We start from the raw sequence: 19,085 nt of genomic DNA, 5'->3' as shown, positions 1-19,085 counted from the left end.
TTTGGCCTTCCTCCACCTTTTTGCGCGAAGCTCGTGACGGGCTTGGTGCCGTCCGCGGTCCGACGCCCCCTTGCCGTGGGGCGGGCCGCGGGCCAAACCGGAGCCCGTTTCTGGAAAGACCCCGATGGCCGACGTGACCGGATCCCCGGCCCCGATTCTGAAGGCAGACCCCGCGCGGTCGGAGCACATGGCCGATCCGCTACCGGCGCAGGCGCCGGTGAACGGCTCGATCGACCGGTCGGAGCAGCCCGGACGGGTCGGGCTGTTGTTGATGCTGGCCGGCCTGCTGGTCGGCGCGGCCATCGGCCTCTCCTTCGTCGCCAACGAGCAGGCGCAGGCGCTCATCGTCTGGCTGCTGGCCCTGCTGGCCATGGCCGGCGTGTTCTTCCTCTTCGCCCTGGCGATCGGCGCGATCCATCTCTCCGGCAGCAGCGCCCGGGACGACATCACCCGGGGCATCGTCGATGGCGCACCGGACGGAGCCCTCGTGGTCGAGGATGGCGGCCGGTTGATCTATGCCAACGCCTCCTACCTGCGCCTCGCCGGAGGCGACAGCTTCTCCAACCTCGCCCCCGTGGAGCGGATCTTCGTCGGCTCGCCGGAGGTGTCGGAGGCCGTCTACCGCCTCTCCCAGGCGGCCCGGGATGGCCGGCCCCACACTGAGGAGATGCGGATGGCCCCACCCCTGGGGCATGTCGAGGGGGCGAGCGCCGAGCGTGATTTCGGCTGGTACCGGGTCTCGGTGCGGCCCCTTCCGCGCCCGCGCCGGGCAGCCTCCCTCTGGACGGTGGCCGACGTCACCGCTGAGCGGGAGCGGCAGGAGAACGTCTTCCAGGAACTCCAGCACGCCATCGACTACCTCGACCACGCCCCGGCGGGTTTCCTGTCGATTAACCCGACGGGCACGATCGTCTACATGAACGCCACCCTGGCAGCGTGGCTCGGCTACGACCTCGCCAGCGTCGGCTCCGGCGGGCTCCGCCTCGCCGAGATCGCGCCCAGCGCCGACGTCCTGATTCGCACCGCCGGCCTGCCGGGGGAGGTGCGCACCGACCGGTTCGACCTCGACCTGCGCCGCCGCAACGGCCACACGGTCCCCGTGCGGCTGTACCACCGGGTGGCCTTCGGCAAGGATGGCAAGCCCGGCGCCTCGCGCACCTTCGTCATCAACCGCTCCGCCGGCGCCGACGCCGACGAGCCGCAGCGGGCCGCGGAAGTCCGCCTCGCCCGCTTCCTCAACAACTCGCCCATCGCCATCGCGACCCTGGATCGCTCCGGGCGCATCGCCCGGGCCAACGCTTCCTTCACCCGGCTGTTCGGCACGGCGCCCCTCACGTCGGACGAGGCGGTTCCGGACGGGGAGGGCGGCACCCGCGCTGAGCCGAACCTCGCCGATTCGGTCCTAGACCGGACCGCCCTCGAGGCCGGGTTGAACCGGGCCGCCAGCGGCATCACCGAAGCCGAGCCCATTGAGGTGCAGTTGCAGGGGCCGGGCGGGCGCTCGGCCCGACTGTGGCTCAGCCCCGCCGACGGCGGCGCCGAGGGCGAGCAGGCCGACGAAGCGGAGCGGGTGATCCTCTACGCCCTCGACACCACCGCGCAACGCCAGCTGGAGCAGCAGGTTGCCCAGGCGCAGAAGATGAATGCGGTCGGCCAGCTGGCCGGCGGCATCGCCCACGACTTCAACAACGTCCTCCAGGCCATCATCGGCTACTCGGACCTGCTCCTGGCGAGCCACCGGCCGAACGACCCGGCCTTTCAGGACATCATGCAGATCAAGCAGAACGCCAACCGGGCGGCGGGCCTCGTCCGGCAGCTTCTGGCGTTCTCCCGCAGGCAGACCCTGCGGCCGGAGGTCATGAATGTCGGGGAGAGCCTGTCGGAGCTGACGCTTCTGCTCAAGCGGCTGCTCGGCGAACGGGTCAGCCTGGAACTGAAGCACGGCCGGGAATTGTGGCCCGTGAAGGCCGACGTGAACCAGTTCGAGCAGGTGATCGTGAACCTCGCGGTCAACGCCCGCGATGCCATGCCGGACGGTGGCAAGCTGACGATCCGCACGGAGAACGTCGTCGATCCCGGCCCCAAGGCCGCCACGGAGGGAAGGGGCGGCCCGCCGCCCGGCGATCACGTGCTGATCGAAGTCGGGGATACCGGCCAGGGCATCCCGGCCGAGCTGATGGAGAAGATCTTCGAGCCGTTCTTCACCACCAAGGAGATCGGAAAGGGAACCGGCCTGGGGCTCTCCACGGTGTTCGGCATCGTCAAGCAGTCGGGCGGGACGATCGACGTGCAGTCGACGCTCGGTCGGGGCACGGCCTTCAAGATCTACCTGCCCCGGCACATCCCGGCGCCGGAGGTGGTGCCTGCGGAGGCCCCGACACACTCCGAGACCACTGGCCAGGCCGGCGACAAGCCGGGCACGGCGACTGCCCCCGCCGCGCCTCCCCCCCGCCGCCCAGCGACGGACCATACCGGCCAGGGCACCATCCTCCTCGTGGAGGACGAGGATCCGGTGCGCGCGGTGAACAGCCGCGCCCTCTCGGCCCGGGGCTACACGGTGCTTGAGGCGGCCTCCGGCCTGGAGGCTCTGGCCATCGTCCGCGACAACGCGCAGCCGATCGACCTCGTGGTGTCCGACGTGGTGATGCCGGAGATGGACGGCCCATCCCTGCTGCGGGAGGTGCGCAAGCACCAGCCGCACCTGAAGGTTATCTTCGTGTCGGGCTATGCGGAGGACGCCTTCCGCAAGAATCTCCCCGAGGGCGAAGCCTTCAACTTCCTGCCGAAGCCCTTCAGCCTGAAGCAGCTCGTGGAAACGGTGAAGAAGACGATGGCGGATTGAGGCGCGGCCTCCCCGCGCTCGACGGGGGTCTGTCAGAAATCGCGCGCGCCGTCCCTGCAGTAGTTCCCCGCCGTCTTCGCGAGCGGAGCGAAGCGATCCAGGGCAGCGCTGCCTTGTCCGGAGAAGTCGCGCTCTGGATTGCTTCGGCTTCGCCTCGCAATGACGGCGCAGGAGCTGACCGAAGTCCTTAAACCGAGACCGTCTCAGGACCCCGCCGTCCACTCATCCTTCGTCCACCCCTCACCTCATCCTGAGGTGCCCGCGCCAGCGGGCCTCGAAGGAGGGCTCCAGCAAACTCTGCGATCCCTGGAACGCTCCTTCGAGGCTGCTTCGCAGCATCTCATGATGAGGTGGTTGGGCTGGTTGGTCGTTGGTGTCCCAAACGGAAAAGGCCGCCCCGGCGCGAACCGGGACGGCCTTTCGATGGAGCGGCGAATGCCTCAGGCGGCTTCGGCGACCTGCGAGGGGCCGGAATCCTTGCCGCGGGCGTCGACGTCGCGATCCACGAACTCGATCACCGCCATCGGGGCGTTGTCGCCCTGGCGGAAGCCGGCCTTCATGATGCGGCAGTAACCGCCCGGGCGGCCCTGGTAGCGCGGGCCGAGCACCGCAAACAGCTTCTTGACCATATCGGCATCGCGCAGCTTCGACATGGCGAGACGGCGGGCGTGCACGCTGTCGGTGCGGGCCAGCGTAATTAGCTTCTCAACGACCGGACGAAGATCCTTCGCCTTGGGAAGCGTGGTGACGATCTGCTCGTGCTTGATGAGCGCGGCAGACATGTTGGCGAACATCGCCTGACGATGCTCGGCGGTGCGGTTGAAACGACGACCGCGGAAACCGTGACGCATGGTGGCTCTCCTGGTTTTTGCGACCGCCGTGCCACGGGTCGGACGCTCTGTTGAGCGAATAGGGAGGAGCAAAACGCGGATAGCCAGCCATCAGAGGCACGACCGGTTCGCTTCGCAAAAAACCCTATTCGCTATTCGCTATTCCCTACTCGCCTGAGTGGCGCAGCCGCTCAGTAGTGCTCTTCGAACCGCTTGGCGAGGTCCTCGATGTTCTCCGGCGGCCAGCCGGGGACGTCCATGCCGAGGTGCAGGCCCATGCCGGCCAGCACTTCCTTGATCTCGTTGAGGGACTTGCGGCCGAAGTTCGGGGTGCGCAGCATCTCGCCCTCGGACTTCTGGATGAGGTCGCCGATGTAGACGATGTTGTCGTTCTTCAGGCAGTTCGCCGAACGGACCGACAGTTCCAACTCGTCCACCTTCTTGAGCAGCGCCGGGTTGAAGGGCAGCTGCGGGGTGAGCGGCGCAGCCTCTTCCTTGCGCGGATCTTCGAAGTTCACGAACACCTGGAGCTGGTCCTGGATGATCCGGGCCGCGTAGGCCAGGGCATCCTCGGGGCTCACGGCGCCGTTGGTCTCGACCGTCATGGTCAACTTGTCCTTGTCGAGATCCTGGCCCTCGCGGGTGGTCTCGACGCGGTAGCTGACCTTGGTCACCGGGGAGAACAGGGAGTCCACCGGGATCAGGCCGATCGGCGCGTCCTCGGGGCGGTTGCGCTCGGCCGGGACGTAGCCCTTGCCGGTGGCGACCGTGAACTCCATGCGGATCTCGGCGCCGTCATCGAGCGTGCAGATGACGAGGTCGGGGTTCAGGATCTGGATATCGCCAACCGTGCCGATGTCGCCCGCCGTCACCGTGCCGGGGCCGGTCTTGCGCAGGGTCATGCGCTTGGGGGCGTCGGTCTGCGAGCGGATGGCGATCGTCTTGATGTTCAGGACGATATCGGTGACGTCCTCACGGACGCCGGGGATGGACGAGAACTCGTGCAGCACGCCGTCGATCTGCACCGACGTCACTGCCGCGCCCTGGAGGGACGACAGCAGAACGCGCCGCAGGGCGTTGCCCAGGGTGGTGCCGAAGCCGCGCTCGAGCGGCTCGGCGACGACCGTCGCGATCCGCTTGGGGTCGTCGCCTGTCGAGACCTGCAGCTTGTTCGGCTTGATGAGTTCCTGCCAATTCTTTTGAATGACCACGGTCCTACCTCTCGCGCCTCACGGGCCCGCTTCGTCCGGTGCCCGTGTTTCGGCCGGGTGGAGGCGCCCCCTGGCACACCGCCCGGTCCCTGAACCGAAAAAACCTTACTCGCCGCCGACCCACAGGGCCGGCACGAAGCGGTAGCCCGCTCCCTCCCGGTCCACGTAGCCGAAGGCGGGAAACTCCAAATGACAGCCGGCGATGAAGCTGCGCTCCGCCGCCGCCTGTTCCATGATCCGCTTGCGGGTCGCGCGAGCCTGATCCCCATCGACGTCGAAGCCCACTCCCGCATCCGGGTTCTTGAACTGGATCGTCGGGAGGTGGACCACGTCGGTCCAGATCAGCAGCGACTCGGCCCCCGACGTGATGCGGAAACCGCAATGCCCCGGCGTGTGGCCGGGGAGGGGAACCGCCTCGATTCCCGGGAGCACCTCGCCGCCGCGATGCTCGCGCATCCGGTCCGCGTAAGGGGCCACCGAGTTCCGCGCGCCTTCAAAATACGCCTTGGCCCCCTCGGGCGCCTTCGCCAGCGCCTCATCCGGAAGCCAGTGAGCCACCTCATCCGAATGCACGACGATCTCGGCATTCGGGTAGACGGCCTTGCCGTCCTCGGTGAGACCGCCGCAATGATCGGGGTGCAGGTGCGTCAGGAGCACTGTACCCACATCCTCCGGCTTGATTCCCGCAGTCGCCAGGGCAGCGCCCAGGCGACCCACGGTTTCGGTCGGCGCCAGGGCGCCGTAACCGGTATCCACCAAAGTCGGCTTAAGGCCGGCCCCGGTGATCAGGAACGCGTTGAGGGTGATTTTCGGCTGCTCGGTACGGAAGCCGGCCCGCTGCAAGCGCGCGGCCTCGTCCTTGTCGATGCCGGTGACGAGATCGAGGCTCGCCTGCATCCAGCCGTCATTGAGCGCGGTGACCGTGAGGTCGCCGAGGTTCCAACGCAACACGCCGGGCAGTGGCTTCGATCCCGCCATAAGCTTCTCCCTCTCCGCCGAAAGTTCAGTCGATCAGACGCGGCGACGCTTGCGCGGCCGGCAGCCGTTGTGCGGGATCGCGGTCACGTCGCGGATCGAGGTGACGGTGAAGCCCGCAGCCTGGAGGGCGCGCAGCGCCGACTCACGGCCGGAGCCCGGACCGGAAACCTCGACCTCGAGGGTGCGCATGCCGTGCTCGGCAGCCTTGCGGCCGGCATCCTCGGCGGCCACCTGGGCGGCGTAGGGCGTGGACTTACGGGAGCCCTTGAAGCCCATCGCGCCGGCAGAGGACCACGAGATCGTGTTGCCCTGGGCGTCGGTGATGGTGATCATCGTGTTGTTGAACGAGGCGTTCACGTGGGCGACGCCGGACACGATGTTCTTGCGTTCACGACGGCGGACGCGTTGCGGTTCCTTGGCCATTCTCTTTCCACTCTTCCTTCAAGCACGCCCGTAACACCAGGCGCTCGGGATTCTTTTCGGGACTCGGACTTGCGCCTGCGCAGAGGTGGCGCGGTCTGCTGGACGCCTGAGAGAGGCATCCGACGCAACGGAAAGGAGGCCGAGCGAAGCACGGCCTCCCAGTTCCAAAAAATTACTTCTTCTTGCCGGCGATCGGCTTCGCCTTGCCCTTGCGGGTGCGGGCGTTGGTGTGGGTGCGCTGGCCGCGAACCGGCAGCTGCTTGCGGTGACGCAGGCCGCGGTAGCAGCCGAGGTCCATCAAGCGCTTGATGTTCATCGAGACTTCGCGGCGCAGATCGCCTTCCACGATATAATCGCGGTCGATAGCCTCACGGATCTGGAGAACCTCGGCGTCGGTCAGTTCGTTGACGCGACGCTCGGCAGCGATGCCAACCTTACCGGTGATCTCCTCAGCCTTCTTCGGGCCGATGCCGTGGATGTACTGAAGCGCGATGACGACGCGCTTGCCAGTCGGGATGTTGACGCCTGCGATACGGGCCACAGTCTCACTCCATGTGAGGCCCGGCTGAGCCGGGCGGGTTTCACGTGCGTCCGGTGGAGGCCGGCCCATGCACGCGTGAAACGACAACGCGGCCCGTGGTCGCCCCGGAAAGGGTACCTCGGACCGTCATTCGTTTAGACGAAGGGGGGTCTGCTACTCCGGCCTGATCAACCTGTCAATGACCAGAGGGAGAAATGCATGGCGCGGGCGATGGGCGACGGCGAGACCCTGCGGGCCTTCACCGTGGCGGTGTTGGACGCCGCGGCGGACGATGCGAAGGGAGTCGTCCCCGTGATCATGGCGGTCGCCGGGGGGATCCTCGCCAGTGCAGAACCCGGCACAGTGACCTTGCGCGATATTGATGACGGCGCCGGCGGCGTTCTCTGGGCGTCCTTCGGCGGGGAAAGAATGGCCTTCCGCTACAACCCCATGAGCGCGATGATCGAGCTTCGGGCGGGAACGCTCGACGGTCACCCCTTGAGGCTGTTCGGCCGACGCTCCCTCGCCATGGACATCACCAACTTCTTCGGGCCCAGCCGGGAGGCGCAAGCCTTCCGTACCCGAGGGCGGTGAGCAATCTCAGTGCATCCGCTGGTTGGACAGACGGCAATACCGGCCATCGTTTCGATACCCGGCGGGACAGTGGCGGACGCAGGCGCCGGCGGCGTATTTCAGCGGCGGGCGACAGAAATTCCGGAACCGCTTCTGCCCGTACACGAAGGATTGCGCCGGGCTCTGTGCCGCGGCGGCCTCGGGCAAAATGCCGGCCGCGACGATGAGGGAGGCGACGAGGGACAGGCGAAGGATCATCGGGCATTCCGGCACGAAAAAGGGCGCCCGCGGGGAGGCGGACGCCCGTCGGATGACCCGGCCAACGCCTCAGGACGCGATGCGCTCCCGGTGGGGCTCCAGAATCTCCACGAGTTCCGTCGTGACCGAATCGATCGGCTTCATGCCGTCGATGATCTTCAGCATCCCGAGCTTGTCGTAATAAGCGGAGAGCGGCGCGGTCTGTGCGCGGTAGGCGTCGAGGCGCTGTTTGAACACCTCCGGCGTATCGTCCTTCCGGACCGGCTCGCCCCGGGCCGCGGCTTCCGCAGCGCGGTTGGCAATACGACCGAGGAGGGCATCCTCGTCCACCTTCAGTTCGATGATGGCTGATAGGTCGAGCCCCTTGCCCGCCAGCATCGTCCCCAGGGCCTCGGCCTGGGCCACGGTGCGCGGGAACCCATCGAGGATGAAGCCGCGCTTGGCATCGGCCTGCTCGATCCGGTCGGCCACGATGCCGACGACGATCTCGTCCGATACGAGTCCGCCCGATTCCATCACCGCCTTCGCCTGCAGGCCGACCGGCGTCCCCGCGGCGACGGCGGCGCGGAGCATGTCGCCCGTCGAGAGCTGGGGGATTCCGTATCGTTGAACGATCCGCTCGGATTGCGTGCCCTTCCCCGCCCCAGGCGGTCCGAGCAGAATGATGCGCATGGCGTTGTCCTCGTTGGGCCCGCGTTTCGGGGCTCCGGGTGCAATCGACGACGCCATCCCGGGCATCGCCCCCTCGCTCGTTTTCTAACGCCTCCGGCGCGGGGCGAAAGCCCGCCCTTGGTCGGACATCGCTCATTTCCCTGCGTCTGTCGCGACGCAGGGACGGCGATCAGCGCCGACGCTGACCGGGAGAGGCGCCCCGGAGCTTCGCACGCTTCACCAAGCCCTCGTACTGGTGCGCCATGAGGTGCCCGTGGATCTGCGCCACGGTATCCATGGTGACCGTCACGAGGATCAGCAGGGACGTGCCGCCGAAGCCCAGGCTGGCCGAAGCGTAGGAGGACAGGATCTCCGGGCACAGGCACACGAAAGTCAGGTACAGGGCGCCGATCACCGTGATGCGGGTGAGCACCTTATCCAGGAACGCCGCCGTGCGCTCACCTGGACGGATGCCGGGGATGAAGCCGCCGTGCTTCTTGAGGTTGTCGGCTGTCTCCTGCGGATTGAAGACCACCGCCGTGTAGAAGAACGTGAAGAAGATGATCAGGGCCGCATAGGCCACGATGAACAACGGCGTGCCGTGACCGAGATAGGCGGTCACTGCCCCGAGCCAGCCGCTGCCGTTGTTCGACGAGAAGCTCGCTGCAGTGGCCGGCAGCAGCAGGAGCGAAGACGCGAAGATCGGCGGGATAACGCCCGAGGTGTTGAGCTTGAGCGGCAGGAACGAGGTCTGCCCCTCGTACATCCGGTTGCCGACCTGGCGCTTCGGATAGTTGATCAGGATACGGCGCTGGGCGCGCTCCATGAACACGATGAAGTAGACAAGCGCCACCGCCGCCACTGCCACGCCGAGGATGATCGCCGGCGACAGGGCGCCGGTACGGCCGAGTTCCAGGGCGCCAATGATCGTCACCGGAAGGTGCGCGACGATGCCTGCGAAGATGATCAGGGACGAGCCGTTGCCGATGCCGCGGGAGGTGATCTGCTCGCCGAGCCACATCAGGAACAGGGTGCCACCGGTTAGGGTGATGACCGTCGAGGCCAGGAAGAACGGCCCTGGATCAATCGCCGCCGACGAGCCCTGAAGGCCCACCGCGATCCCCCAGGACTGCACGAGGGCCAGCACCACCGTGAGGTAGCGGGTGTACTGGTTGATGACCTTCCGGCCCGACTCGCCCTCCTTCTTCAGCGCCTCAAGGCTCGGGATGACCGATGTGAGGAGCTGAACGATAATCGAGGCCGAGATGTAGGGCATGATGTTCAGGGCGAAGATCGCCATGCGCTCCACGGCGCCGCCCGAGAACATGTTAAACAGGCCGAGCACGCCGCCCGACTGCTGCTGGAAGTTCCGCGCAAACTGCTCCGGGTCGATGCCCGGGATCGGCACATAGGTGCCCAGTCGGAACACGATCAGTGCGCCGACTGTGAACCAGATGCGCTTCTTCAGCTCATCGGCCTTGGCGATGGCGCCGAAGTTGAGGTTGGCGGCAAGCTGCTCGGCGGCTGAGGCCATAGCGTCGCGTCCTGGAGGTGTCGCCGGGTGTCAGGCCCGGATGAAACGAAAAACGGCGGCCAGCGCGAGGTCGCGTGGCCGCCGCTCGATGGTCTCCGACTTAAAGGCCGGGGACGAGCCGCGCAATGTGTCGCGCGGCCGCCTTCCGCCTCAGGCGGTGGCCTCGGCCTCGGCCTTGCCGCGGGTCGACACGCCGGAGGCGTACACCACGCTGACCGAACCGCCGGCCTTCTCGACGGCCTCAATGGCCGACTTGGAGGCGCGGGTCACCTCGAAGCTGAGCTTCGAGGTCAGCTCGCCGACGCCGAGCAGCTTCACGCCGTCACGGGGACGGGCGAGGATGCCGGCGGCGACGAGGGTCTCGACCGTGATGGTCGCGCCAGCCTCGAGCTGCCCCGTGTCCACGGCGGTCTGGATCCGGCCGAGGTTCACCTCGTTCAGGTCCGCCGCATGGATGTTGTTGAAGCCGCGCTTCGGAAGGCGACGGTGAAGCGGCATCTGGCCGCCCTCGAAGCCCTTGATGGCCACGCCGGTCCGGGCCTTCTGACCCTTTACGCCGCGTCCCGCGGTCTTGCCCTTGCCGGAGCCGATGCCCCGGCCGACACGCATCCGGTCCTTGGTGGCGCCGGGATTGTCGCTGATCTGGTTAAGCTTCATCGGTCGCCTCCTCAGGCTTCGAGGACGCGCACGAGGTGGTGCACCTTGCGGATCATGCCGCGCACCGCCGGCGTGTCCTCAAGCTCGGCGACCCGGTGCAGCTTGTTCAGCTTCAGACCGACCAGCGTCGCGCGCTGGCTGGCCTCGCGGCGGATCGGCGAACCGATCTGCTCGATACGGACGGTCTTGGTGTTCTCAGCCATGCCATCCTCCCTTACGCGACCGCAGCTTCGGACTGGTCGGCCGGATCGGCGTCACGGCGGCGAGACTGGAGGCTCGACACCTTGAGGCCGCGGCGGGCCGCCACGGAGCGCGGGCTGTCCTCGTTCTTCAGCGCCTCGAAGGTGGCGCGCACGAGGTTGTAGGGGTTCGACGAGCCGAGGCTCTTCGCCACGACGTCCTGCATGCCCAGCGTCTCGAACACGGCGCGCATCGGGCCGCCGGCGATGATGCCGGTACCCTGCGGAGCCGCACGGAGGATCACCTTGCCGGCGCCATGACGTCCGTTGACGTCGTGGTGCAGGGTGCGACCCTCGCGGAGCGACACGCGGATCAGACCACGCTTGGCGGCTTCCGTCGCCTTGCGGATGGCCTCCGGCACTTCGCGGGCCTTGCCGTGGCCGAAGCCGACGCGGCCCTTTTGGTCGCCGACGACGACCAGGGCGGCGAAGCCGAAGCGACGGCCACCCTTCACAACCTTCGCGACGCGGTTGATGTGGACGAGCTTGTCCACGAACTCGCTGTCGTGCTCCTCGCGGTCTTCGCGGCGGCCGCGGCCCCCGCCCTCACGTTCACGTGCCATTGTCTCTACCTATCTCACTGGCGCAGGTCGCTCGGACCCGCTCGCTCGATTCCCTTCTACGGAAAGAAGGGAGCCCCGCGCCGCCGGAGGCCGCGCGGGGGGATCTCTTTAGAACTCCAGGCCGCCCTCGCGGGCCGCCTCGGCCACGGCCTTGACGCGGCCGTGGTAGATGTAGCCGGAGCGGTCGAAGATCACCTTGGTGACCCCGGCCGCCTTGGCACGCTCGGCGACGAGCTTGCCGACGGCGGTCGCCGCAGCGACGTCCGCGCCGGTCTTCAGATCGCCCTTGAGCGACTTGTCGATCGTGGACGCGGAGGCCAGGGTATGGCCGTTCACGTCATCAATAACCTGCGCGTAGATCTGCTTCGAGGAGCGGAACACGGACAGACGCGGACGGCCATTGGCCGCCGCCTTGATCGCCCGACGAACGCGCGCCTTGCGCCGATCGAGGGCTTCGAGCTTACGAGACATCTTCGCCCTCCTTTACTTCTTCTTGCCTTCCTTGCGGAAGATGAACTCACCCTCGTACCGCACGCCCTTGCCCTTGTAGGGCTCGGGACCGCGGTAATCGCGGATCTCGGCGGCGACCTGGCCGACCTTCTGCCGGTCGATGCCGGAGATGGTGATCTCGGTCGGCTTCGGCGTGGCGATGGTGATGCCCTCCGGCACGGCGTACTCGATGTCGTGGCTGTAGCCGAGCGACAGCTTGAGCGCCTTGCCGGCCATGGCGGCACGGTAACCGACGCCGGTGATCTCGAGCTTCTTGGCGAAGCCGGTCGAGACGCCGGTGGCGATGTTGGCGATCTGGGCGCGCGAGGTGCCCCAGAGCGACCGGGCGGGCTTGGTCTGGTTGATGGGCTGCACCTCGATGGCGCCGTCCTTCATTTCGACGCTGACGAGGGACGGAACGACGAACTTCAGTTCGCCCTTCGAGCCCTTCATCGTCACGGTCTGGCCCGAAACGGTGGCGGTGACGCCAGCCGGAACGGGAACTGGCTTCTTGCCTACGCGAGACATGGGATGTCCTCCTCCGTCCCGATCAGAACACGGTGCAGAGCACTTCACCGCCGACGTTGCGCTCGCGCGCCTCGTGGTCGGCCATGACGCCCTGCGGGGTGGAGACGATGGTGACGCCGAGGCCGTCGGCCACGCGCGGCAGCTCGCCGACCGACGAGTAGACCCGGCGGCCCGGCTTCGACACGCGCTTGATCTCACGGATCACGGGCTTGCCGTCGTAGTACTTGAGCTCGATGGCGAACTCGGACCGGCCGTTGCCCAGCTCGGTCTGCGCGAAGTCGCGGATGTAGCCTTCGCGCTTCAGCACGTTGAGCACGCTCGCGCGCAGCTTCGAACCGGGCGTCTGGACGACGTTCCGGCGGCGCAGCTGGCCGTTGCGGATACGGGTGAGCATGTCACCCACGGGATCGTTGACCATGGGAGGACCTCCTTACCAGCTCGACTTGACGAGGCCGGGGATGAGGCCCCGGTTGCCGAGCTCCCGCAGCGCGACGCGCGAGATGCCCATCTTGCGGTAGAAGGCCCGCGGACGGCCGGTGATCTCGCAGCGGTTGCGGATCCGGGTAGCCGACGAGTTGCGCGGCAGTTCGGCGAGCTTCAAGCGCGCTTCGAAGCGGTCCTGCATCTCGATCGACTCGTTGTTGGCGATATCGAGGAGCGCCTTCCGCTTGGCGGCGAACCGCTTCACGAGCTCCTTGCGATGGTTGTTCTTCTCGACTGAGCTTTTCTTCGACATGTCGTCTATCTCCAGTGTCCGCGTCTGACGTTCGGGAACGTCACTGCCGGAACGGGAACTTGAAGGCCGCGAGCAGTGCCTTGGCCTCGGCATCCGTCTGGGCGGAAGTCGCCACGACGATGTCCATGCCCCACATCTGCTCCGCCTTGTCGTAGGAGATCTCCGGGAACACGAGGTGCTCCTTGAGACCCAGGGCGTAGTTGCCGCGACCGTCGAACGAGCGCGGGTTCAGGCCGCGGAAGTCACGCACGCGCGGGAGCGCGATGGTGATCAGGCGGTCCATGAATTCGTACATGCGCTGCTTGCGCAGGGTCACCTTGCAGCCGATCGGCATGCCCTCGCGGACCTTGAAGGTCGCGATGGCCTTGCGGGCCCGGGTGATGACCGGCTTCTGGCCGGCGATCAGGGCGAGGTCGCCCGCCGCCACAGTGGCCTTCTTCGAGTCCGCGGTGGACTCGCCGACGCCCATGTTGATGACGATCTTCTCGATCTGCGGCACCTGCATGGGGTTCTTGTAGCCGAACTCTTCGATCAGCTTCTGGCGAACCACCTCGTCGTAGTGCTTGCGCAGACGGGGGATGTACGCGTTCTTGTCGGCCTCAGCCATCGATCTGATCCCCCGTGCTCTTGGCGAACCGGACCTTGCGCCCGTCTTCGAGGATGCGGAAACCCACGCGGGTCGGCTTGCCGTTGGCATCGGCGACCGCGATGTTCGAGAGTTGGATGGCGGCCTCCTTGGAGATGATGCCGCCTTCCTGGTTCTGGGACTGCTTCTGGTGCTTCTTGACGAGGTTCACGCCGCGCACGAACGCCCGGCCTTCCTTCGGCAGCACCTGGATCACTTCGCCCGACCGGCCGGCGTCACGGCCGGTCAGCACGACGACCTTGTCGCCCTTGCGGATCTTGGCAGCCATCACAGCACCTCCGGGGCGAGCGAGATGATCTTCATGTGGTTGCGGGCGCGCAGCTCGCGGGGGACCGGCCCGAAGATACGGGTGCCGATCGGCTCCTTCTGATTGTTGATCAGGACGGCGGCGTTCTTGTCGAACCGGATCACCGAACCGTCGGCGCGCTTCACGTCCTTGGCGGTGCGCACGACCACCGCCTTCATGACGTCGCCCTTCTTCACGCGACCCCGCGGGATCGCCTCCTTGACCGACACGACGATCACGTCGCCCACGCCGGCATATTTCCGCTTCGACCCGCCGAGAACCTTGATGCACATCACACGGCGTGCACCCGAGTTGTCGGCGACGTCCAGATTCGTCTGCATCTGGATCACGTGCGTGACTCCTTGTTTCAGGCGGGTTTCCGCACGCGGGCGGTATTGCCCGGCGGACGACGCCTGATGGGGATCTGTGGTCCCCGGCTCATGTGAACGACCGCGCTATCGGCGTCAGAAACGCCGGCGCGGTCACCGCGGTGGAACGGGTGCGAGACCCATCCAGATTGTCGCGAAGGTGGGGGCCATACATCGGCACGGCCCGAAAGGCAACCGGCCGTGGCGGTCCAAGGGTGATTTCCCGCCGAGAGCCGAGGCTATTTGGGCCCCATTTCGGTGGCCACCGCGAGGGAGGCATTCACCCTTCGGCCACCGCTCCTAATCACAACCTCATCCTGAGGTGCGGCAATAGCCGCTTCGAAGGGAGGTTCCAGGGATCACAGAACGCGCTGCAGCCCTCCTTCGAGGCCACCGCATGGCGGCGGCGCCTCAGGATGAGGTCCAAGATGGGATTGCCTTTACAACGCGCCCTGATGGGGAAAGGCGGTAAAAACAAAGGCGCGACCCGGGGGGTCTCCCCGGATTGCTCCTCGCCTCTGATCTCCTGTGGGCCGCCGGACGAATCAGGCCGGCTGGTTCAGCGATTCGCTCTCGAACAGGAAGCCTTCGAGGCTAGGGATCGTGACGGCGGTAGCGATGGCCGGGCGGGAGAGGCGCCATGGGCGATCCGTCCGGGCGCGAATCGCCTCGGACGGGCGCAGCCGGCGGCCGCGGCCATCCTCGCCCAGTTCCTCGATGGTGACGAACCCGTAGACCTGCAGACGGGACGCGGTGAGCTTGGTCTCGCGGTCCTCTGCAGCCACCACCATGGTGCCGAGGGCGTAGACCGTCTCCATGAGCACCCGCTGCTCGCCCCGGCGGCGGAGTCCGACTTCCCTTTCGCCCATCGGCGGAGGAGACATGACGCGACGGAAGGGGACGACGTTGCTGACCGCTACGCAACCCATACGCTGGAACCTCGAACTCGAACCCGACCCCGCGGACGGCGAATCGCGCCCCGCTGATGAGGACGTTTCGACGAATCGGATTAACCTCCCGTGGAGCATCCCGGGGGCGTCCTGCCCCGATCCGGTACGGCTTGAGGTGGCCTCGACCCGCACACGCTTCTTTAATGGCTTTGGGAGCCGCGATTTTCTGCCGGGACGCATTGACCGGGCGGGATGTTGCGTCTAGAAGCGCCGGACTTCGGTCGGCCCTCGGCTGCCGACGGCCTGCGGGTTTGTCCCGAACCGCCGTCCTCGCCCCCGACGCGACCTGAAGGCTCAAATCGCCTGACGCTTAAGTCAGATCCGTAGGTACGAGCGCGCCTTCCGAGGCGCGATCCTCTGCCCACACCGCGCCGAGGGGCCCTGCCGGGCTCTTCCGGCGCATATTCGTTTTGCGGGCTGCGGTGCAGCTCGAAAGGTGTTCGAGGAAGAGGGCACAGGATGCCGACGATCAATCAGCTGATCGCCCAGCCGCGGAAGATCCAGCGGAGCCGCAATAAGGTTCCGGCTCTGGATGCTTGCCCGCAGAAGCGTGGCGTGTGCACCCGCGTCTACACGACGACGCCGAAGAAGCCGAACTCCGCTCTGCGTAAGGTCGCCAAGGTGCGCCTGACGAACGGGTTCGAGGTCATCGGGTACATCCCGGGTGAAGGCCATAACCTTCAGGAGCACTCCGTGGTGATGATCCGCGGCGGCCGCGTGAAGGATCTTCCGGGCGTGCGCTACCACATTCTCCGCGGCGTGCTCGACACGCAGGGCGTGAAGAACCGGAAGCAGCGCCGCTCGAAGTACGGCGCCAAGCGGCCGAAGTAATTTCTTCGGATCGCAGGCAGGTTTTCCACTGCCTGACAAGGATGCCGCCGGCTTCGTGCTCAAGGTGGCCTGCGTCAGGTGCTTAAAGTCTACTCATTGGAAGTTTAGCCAATGTCCCGTCGTCACTCTGCAGAGAAGCGTGAGATCATCCCGGACCCGAAGTACGGGGACGTGGTGCTGACGAAGTTCATGAATTCGATCATGTACGAGGGCAAGAAGTCGACCGCTGAGCGGATCGTCTATGGCGCCTTCGACATCGTCGAGAACCGCGCCCGCGCCAATCCGATCGAGGTGTTCCGCGCCGCTCTGGACAACGTCGCCCCGATGATCGAGGTCCGGTCCCGCCGCGTTGGCGGCGCGACCTATCAGGTCCCGGTCGAAGTCCGCACCGAGCGCCGTCAGGCCCTCGCGATCCGCTGGCTCATCCAGGCGGCCCGTTCGCGCAACGACCGTACGATGATCGAGCGCCTTTCGGCCGAACTCCTCGACGCCGCCAACAACCGCGGCAACGCCGTGAAGAAGCGGGAAGACACGCACCGGATGGCGGAAGCCAACCGCGCCTTCTCGCACTACCGCTGGTAAAGCGGCCCACCCGTTTCTCAGGAGCAGTCCGATGCCCCGCACGCACGCGATCGAGGACTACCGCAACTTCGGCATCATGGCCCACATTGATGCCGGCAAGACCACGACGACCGAGCGGATCCTCTACTACACCGGAAAGTCCCATAAGATCGGCGAGGTCCATGAGGGCGCCGCCACGATGGACTGGATGGAGCAGGAGCAGGAGCGCGGCATCACGATCACGTCCGCCGCGACGACGTGCTTCTGGCGCGAGAAGCGCCTGAACATCATCGACACGCCCGGCCACGTCGATTTCACCATTGAGGTCGAGCGGTCGCTGCGCGTCCTCGACGGCGCGGTATGCGTGCTCGACGGCAACCAGGGCGTCGAGCCCCAGACTGAAACCGTGTGGCGCCAGGCCGACAAGTATGACGTGCCGCGCGTCGTGTTCGTCAACAAGATGGACAAGATCGGCGCCGACTTCTTCAAGTGCGTGGCCGACATCATCGACCGCGTCGCTGGCAAGCCGGTGTGCTTGCAGCTGCCGATCGGCGCCGAGAACACCTTCAAGGGTGTGATCGACCTGATCAAGATGAAGGCGATCGTGTGGTCGGGCGAAGCGCTCGGTGCGAACTACACCGAGGAGGAGATCCCCGCGGATCTCGCCGATCAGGCGGTCGAGTACCGTGCCAAGCTGGTGGAAGCCTGCGTCGAGATGGATGACGAGGCGATGATGGCCTACCTCGACGGCCAGGAGCCGAGCGAGGAGGGTCTTCGGAAGCTGGTGCGCACCGCCGTGCAGCGTCGCGCGTTCCATCCGGTCCTCTGCGGCTCGGCGTTCAAGAACAAGGGCGTGCAGCCCCTCCTCGACGCCGTCGTGGATTACCTGCCGTCCCCGGCCGATCGCGGTGAGATCAAGGGTCTCGACTTCAAGACCGAGGAAGAGGTGGTCCGCCACCCGATCGACTCGGATCCCTTCGCCATGCTCGCCTTCAAGATCATGGACGACCCCCACGTGGGCACGATCACCTTCTGCCGCGTGTACTCGGGCAAGGTCGAGTCGGGCGCCAACGTCATCAACTCGACGCGCGACAAGAAGGAGCGTGTCGGCCGCATGCTTCTGATGCACGCCAACAACCGTGAGGACGTTAAGGAAGCTTTCGCCGGTGACATCGTCGCCTTAGCCGGCCTCAAGGACACCCGCACGGGTGATACTCTCTGCGACCCGCAGAAGGCGGTCATCCTGGAGAAGATGGAGTTCCCCGAGCCGGTGATCGAGATCGCCGTCGAGCCGAAGTCCAAGGCGGACCAAGAGAAGCTCGGCATCGCACTCTCAAAGCTCGCCGCGGAGGATCCGTCCTTTCGTGTGTCGACGGACCAGGAGTCGGGCCAGACCATCCTTAAGGGGATGGGCGAGCTTCACCTGGACATCAAGGTCGACATTCTGCGCCGCACCTACAAGGTCGACGCGAATATCGGCCAGCCGCAGGTGGCGTATCGGGAGAAGCTGACCCGCCGGACCGAGATCGACTACACCCATAAGAAGCAGACCGGTGGTACCGGTCAGTTCGCCCGGGTGAAGTTCGTGGTCGAGCCGAACGAGCCGGGCGCCGGCTTCGCGTTCGAGTCGAAGATCGTCGGCGGCGCGGTGCCGAAGGAGTACATCCCCGGTGTCGAGAAGGGCCTCAACTCGGTCCTGACCGCGGGCGTCCTTGCCGGCTTCCCGGTGGTCGACATCAAAGTGGAGCTGGTGGACGGCGCCTACCACGACGTCGACTCGTCGGCCCTGGCCTTCGAGATCGCGTCCCGGGCGGCGCTCCGGGAGGCCCTGCAGAAGGGCGGCTCGGTGTTGCTCGAGCCGGTGATGAAGGTCGAGGTGGTGTCTCCGGAGGAGTACACCGGCTCGGTCATCGGCGATCTGAACTCCCGCCGCGGCCAGATCCAGGGCCAGGATATGCGCGGCAACGCCAACGTCATCAACGCGATGGTGCCGCTGGCGAACATGTTCGGCTACGTGAACCAGCTGCGCTCCTTCTCCCAGGGCCGCGCCAACTTCACGATGCAGTTCGATCACTACGAAGAGGTGCCGCGCGGCGAAGCCGACAAGGTCATCGCCAAGTACGCGTAAGGCTCTGGGCCTGACGCATCCCTTCGATCCGCAACACGAATTTTCGATTTAGGAGGCTCTGATGGGTAAGGAAAAGTTCTCCCGCACCAAGCCGCACTGCAACATCGGCACGATCGGCCACGTGGACCACGGGAAGACGTCGCTGACGGCGGCGATCACGAAGGTCCTGGCGGAGTCGGGCGGGGCGACGTTCACGGCCTACGACCAGATCGACAAGGCGCCGGAGGAGAAGGCGCGCGGGATCACGATCTCGACGGCGCACGTGGAGTACGAGACGACGAAC

25 protein-coding genes are annotated in these 19,085 nt (G+C 66.4%); 6 read left to right on the top strand and 19 right to left on the bottom strand.

The features are described from left to right. Window positions 1-187 precede the first annotated feature (187 nt). Window positions 188-2,842, top strand: coding sequence for a cell cycle histidine kinase CckA (gene cckA / locus MFF22_RS10585; protein ID WP_238248988.1), 2,655 nt, complete (start codon window positions 188-190; stop codon window positions 2,840-2,842). A gap of 440 nt (window positions 2,843-3,282) precedes the next feature. Here the strand turns inward: cckA and rplQ are convergent, their stop codons facing one another. The 5 genes from rplQ to rpsM all read right to left on the bottom strand — a co-directional run bounded on the left by rplQ (window position 3,283) and on the right by rpsM (window position 6,825). Beyond that, window positions 3,283-3,693, bottom strand: coding sequence for a 50S ribosomal protein L17 (gene rplQ, locus MFF22_RS10580; protein ID WP_238248933.1), 411 nt, complete (start codon window positions 3,691-3,693; stop codon window positions 3,283-3,285). Window positions 3,694-3,863: 170 nt separating this feature from the next. Next, window positions 3,864-4,883 (bottom strand): DNA-directed RNA polymerase subunit alpha, encoded by a 1,020-nt coding sequence (locus tag MFF22_RS10575; RefSeq protein ID WP_238248932.1) that lies wholly within the window; start codon window positions 4,881-4,883, stop codon window positions 3,864-3,866. A 105-nt stretch (window positions 4,884-4,988) separates the two neighbouring features. After that, on the bottom strand, window positions 4,989-5,861 hold the full coding sequence (locus MFF22_RS10570) for an MBL fold metallo-hydrolase (protein ID WP_238248931.1): 873 nt from the start codon (window positions 5,859-5,861) through the stop codon (window positions 4,989-4,991). Between the two features lie 33 nt (window positions 5,862-5,894). After that, on the bottom strand, window positions 5,895-6,284 hold the full coding sequence (gene rpsK, locus MFF22_RS10565) for a 30S ribosomal protein S11 (RefSeq protein ID WP_238248930.1): 390 nt from the start codon (window positions 6,282-6,284) through the stop codon (window positions 5,895-5,897). Window positions 6,285-6,456: 172 nt separating this feature from the next. Beyond that, window positions 6,457-6,825: a 30S ribosomal protein S13 gene (gene rpsM / locus MFF22_RS10560; RefSeq protein ID WP_238248929.1), complete on the bottom strand. Its 369-nt coding sequence runs from the start codon at window positions 6,823-6,825 to the stop codon at window positions 6,457-6,459. A 198-nt stretch (window positions 6,826-7,023) separates the two neighbouring features. Between rpsM and MFF22_RS10555 the strand changes: the two genes are divergently transcribed. Continuing rightward, complete coding sequence (locus MFF22_RS10555; RefSeq protein ID WP_238248928.1) at window positions 7,024-7,398, top strand: Vch_cass14 family protein; 375 nt, start codon at window positions 7,024-7,026, stop codon at window positions 7,396-7,398. Between the two features lie 6 nt (window positions 7,399-7,404). On the opposite strand, the gene MFF22_RS10550 is transcribed toward MFF22_RS10555, so the two are convergent. The 14 genes from MFF22_RS10550 to MFF22_RS10485 all read right to left on the bottom strand — a co-directional run bounded on the left by MFF22_RS10550 (window position 7,405) and on the right by MFF22_RS10485 (window position 15,261). Further along, window positions 7,405-7,635: a hypothetical protein gene (locus tag MFF22_RS10550; protein WP_238248927.1), complete on the bottom strand. Its 231-nt coding sequence runs from the start codon at window positions 7,633-7,635 to the stop codon at window positions 7,405-7,407. Between the two features lie 69 nt (window positions 7,636-7,704). After that, a complete protein-coding gene (locus MFF22_RS10545) occupies window positions 7,705-8,307 on the bottom strand; it encodes an adenylate kinase (RefSeq protein WP_238248926.1) in 603 nt (200 codons plus the stop codon). A 169-nt stretch (window positions 8,308-8,476) separates the two neighbouring features. Next, window positions 8,477-9,820 carry a preprotein translocase subunit SecY gene (secY, locus tag MFF22_RS10540; protein WP_238248925.1) on the bottom strand — a complete coding sequence of 448 codons (1,344 nt, stop codon included), beginning with the start codon at window positions 9,818-9,820 and terminating at the stop codon, window positions 8,477-8,479. Between the two features lie 150 nt (window positions 9,821-9,970). Further along, window positions 9,971-10,477 (bottom strand): 50S ribosomal protein L15, encoded by a 507-nt coding sequence (gene rplO / locus MFF22_RS10535; RefSeq protein WP_238248924.1) that lies wholly within the window; start codon window positions 10,475-10,477, stop codon window positions 9,971-9,973. Between the two features lie 11 nt (window positions 10,478-10,488). Then, complete coding sequence (gene rpmD, locus MFF22_RS10530) at window positions 10,489-10,680, bottom strand: 50S ribosomal protein L30 (RefSeq protein ID WP_238248923.1); 192 nt, start codon at window positions 10,678-10,680, stop codon at window positions 10,489-10,491. Between the two features lie 11 nt (window positions 10,681-10,691). After that, entirely contained in the window at window positions 10,692-11,279 is a 588-nt protein-coding gene (gene rpsE, locus MFF22_RS10525) for a 30S ribosomal protein S5 (protein WP_238248922.1), read from the bottom strand. A gap of 108 nt (window positions 11,280-11,387) precedes the next feature. After that, window positions 11,388-11,750 carry a 50S ribosomal protein L18 gene (rplR, locus tag MFF22_RS10520; protein ID WP_238248921.1) on the bottom strand — a complete coding sequence of 121 codons (363 nt, stop codon included), beginning with the start codon at window positions 11,748-11,750 and terminating at the stop codon, window positions 11,388-11,390. Window positions 11,751-11,762: 12 nt separating this feature from the next. Then, window positions 11,763-12,296, bottom strand: coding sequence for a 50S ribosomal protein L6 (gene rplF / locus MFF22_RS10515; RefSeq protein WP_238248920.1), 534 nt, complete (start codon window positions 12,294-12,296; stop codon window positions 11,763-11,765). 22 nt (window positions 12,297-12,318) lie between these two features. Further along, window positions 12,319-12,714 carry a 30S ribosomal protein S8 gene (gene rpsH / locus MFF22_RS10510; RefSeq protein ID WP_238248919.1) on the bottom strand — a complete coding sequence of 132 codons (396 nt, stop codon included), beginning with the start codon at window positions 12,712-12,714 and terminating at the stop codon, window positions 12,319-12,321. Between the two features lie 12 nt (window positions 12,715-12,726). Further along, window positions 12,727-13,032: a 30S ribosomal protein S14 gene (rpsN, locus tag MFF22_RS10505; RefSeq protein WP_238248918.1), complete on the bottom strand. Its 306-nt coding sequence runs from the start codon at window positions 13,030-13,032 to the stop codon at window positions 12,727-12,729. A gap of 40 nt (window positions 13,033-13,072) precedes the next feature. Then, on the bottom strand, window positions 13,073-13,639 hold the full coding sequence (gene rplE / locus MFF22_RS10500) for a 50S ribosomal protein L5 (RefSeq protein ID WP_238248917.1): 567 nt from the start codon (window positions 13,637-13,639) through the stop codon (window positions 13,073-13,075). Beyond that, entirely contained in the window at window positions 13,632-13,946 is a 315-nt protein-coding gene (gene rplX, locus MFF22_RS10495; protein WP_238248916.1) for a 50S ribosomal protein L24, read from the bottom strand. Before rplX ends, rplE begins: the two co-directional genes overlap by 8 nt. After that, window positions 13,946-14,314: a 50S ribosomal protein L14 gene (gene rplN / locus MFF22_RS10490; RefSeq protein WP_010686182.1), complete on the bottom strand. Its 369-nt coding sequence runs from the start codon at window positions 14,312-14,314 to the stop codon at window positions 13,946-13,948. The genes rplX and rplN overlap by 1 nt, the downstream gene beginning before the upstream one ends. A gap of 563 nt (window positions 14,315-14,877) precedes the next feature. Continuing rightward, window positions 14,878-15,261 (bottom strand): hypothetical protein, encoded by a 384-nt coding sequence (locus MFF22_RS10485; protein WP_370877614.1) that lies wholly within the window; start codon window positions 15,259-15,261, stop codon window positions 14,878-14,880. Between the two features lie 480 nt (window positions 15,262-15,741). Here MFF22_RS10485 and rpsL point away from each other — a divergent pair, with 480 nt between their 5' ends. From rpsL to MFF22_RS10465, 4 genes are all read left to right on the top strand, one after another. Further along, window positions 15,742-16,113 (top strand): 30S ribosomal protein S12, encoded by a 372-nt coding sequence (rpsL, locus tag MFF22_RS10480; RefSeq protein WP_007557568.1) that lies wholly within the window; start codon window positions 15,742-15,744, stop codon window positions 16,111-16,113. 111 nt (window positions 16,114-16,224) lie between these two features. Further along, a complete protein-coding gene (rpsG, locus tag MFF22_RS10475) occupies window positions 16,225-16,695 on the top strand; it encodes a 30S ribosomal protein S7 (RefSeq protein ID WP_007557567.1) in 471 nt (156 codons plus the stop codon). Between the two features lie 31 nt (window positions 16,696-16,726). Further along, complete coding sequence (gene fusA / locus MFF22_RS10470) at window positions 16,727-18,802, top strand: elongation factor G (RefSeq protein ID WP_238248914.1); 2,076 nt, start codon at window positions 16,727-16,729, stop codon at window positions 18,800-18,802. 61 nt (window positions 18,803-18,863) lie between these two features. Beyond that, on the top strand, window positions 18,864-19,085 hold a 222-nt coding region (locus MFF22_RS10465; RefSeq protein WP_238248491.1), incomplete at its 3' end, for a GTP-binding protein.

The sequence above is a fragment of the Methylobacterium persicinum genome (assembly GCF_022179525.1).
Lineage (GTDB): Bacteria > Pseudomonadota > Alphaproteobacteria > Rhizobiales > Beijerinckiaceae > Methylobacterium > Methylobacterium persicinum.
Note: the sequence above shows the minus strand (reverse complement) of the source record. Positions and strands in the feature narration are given on the sequence as shown.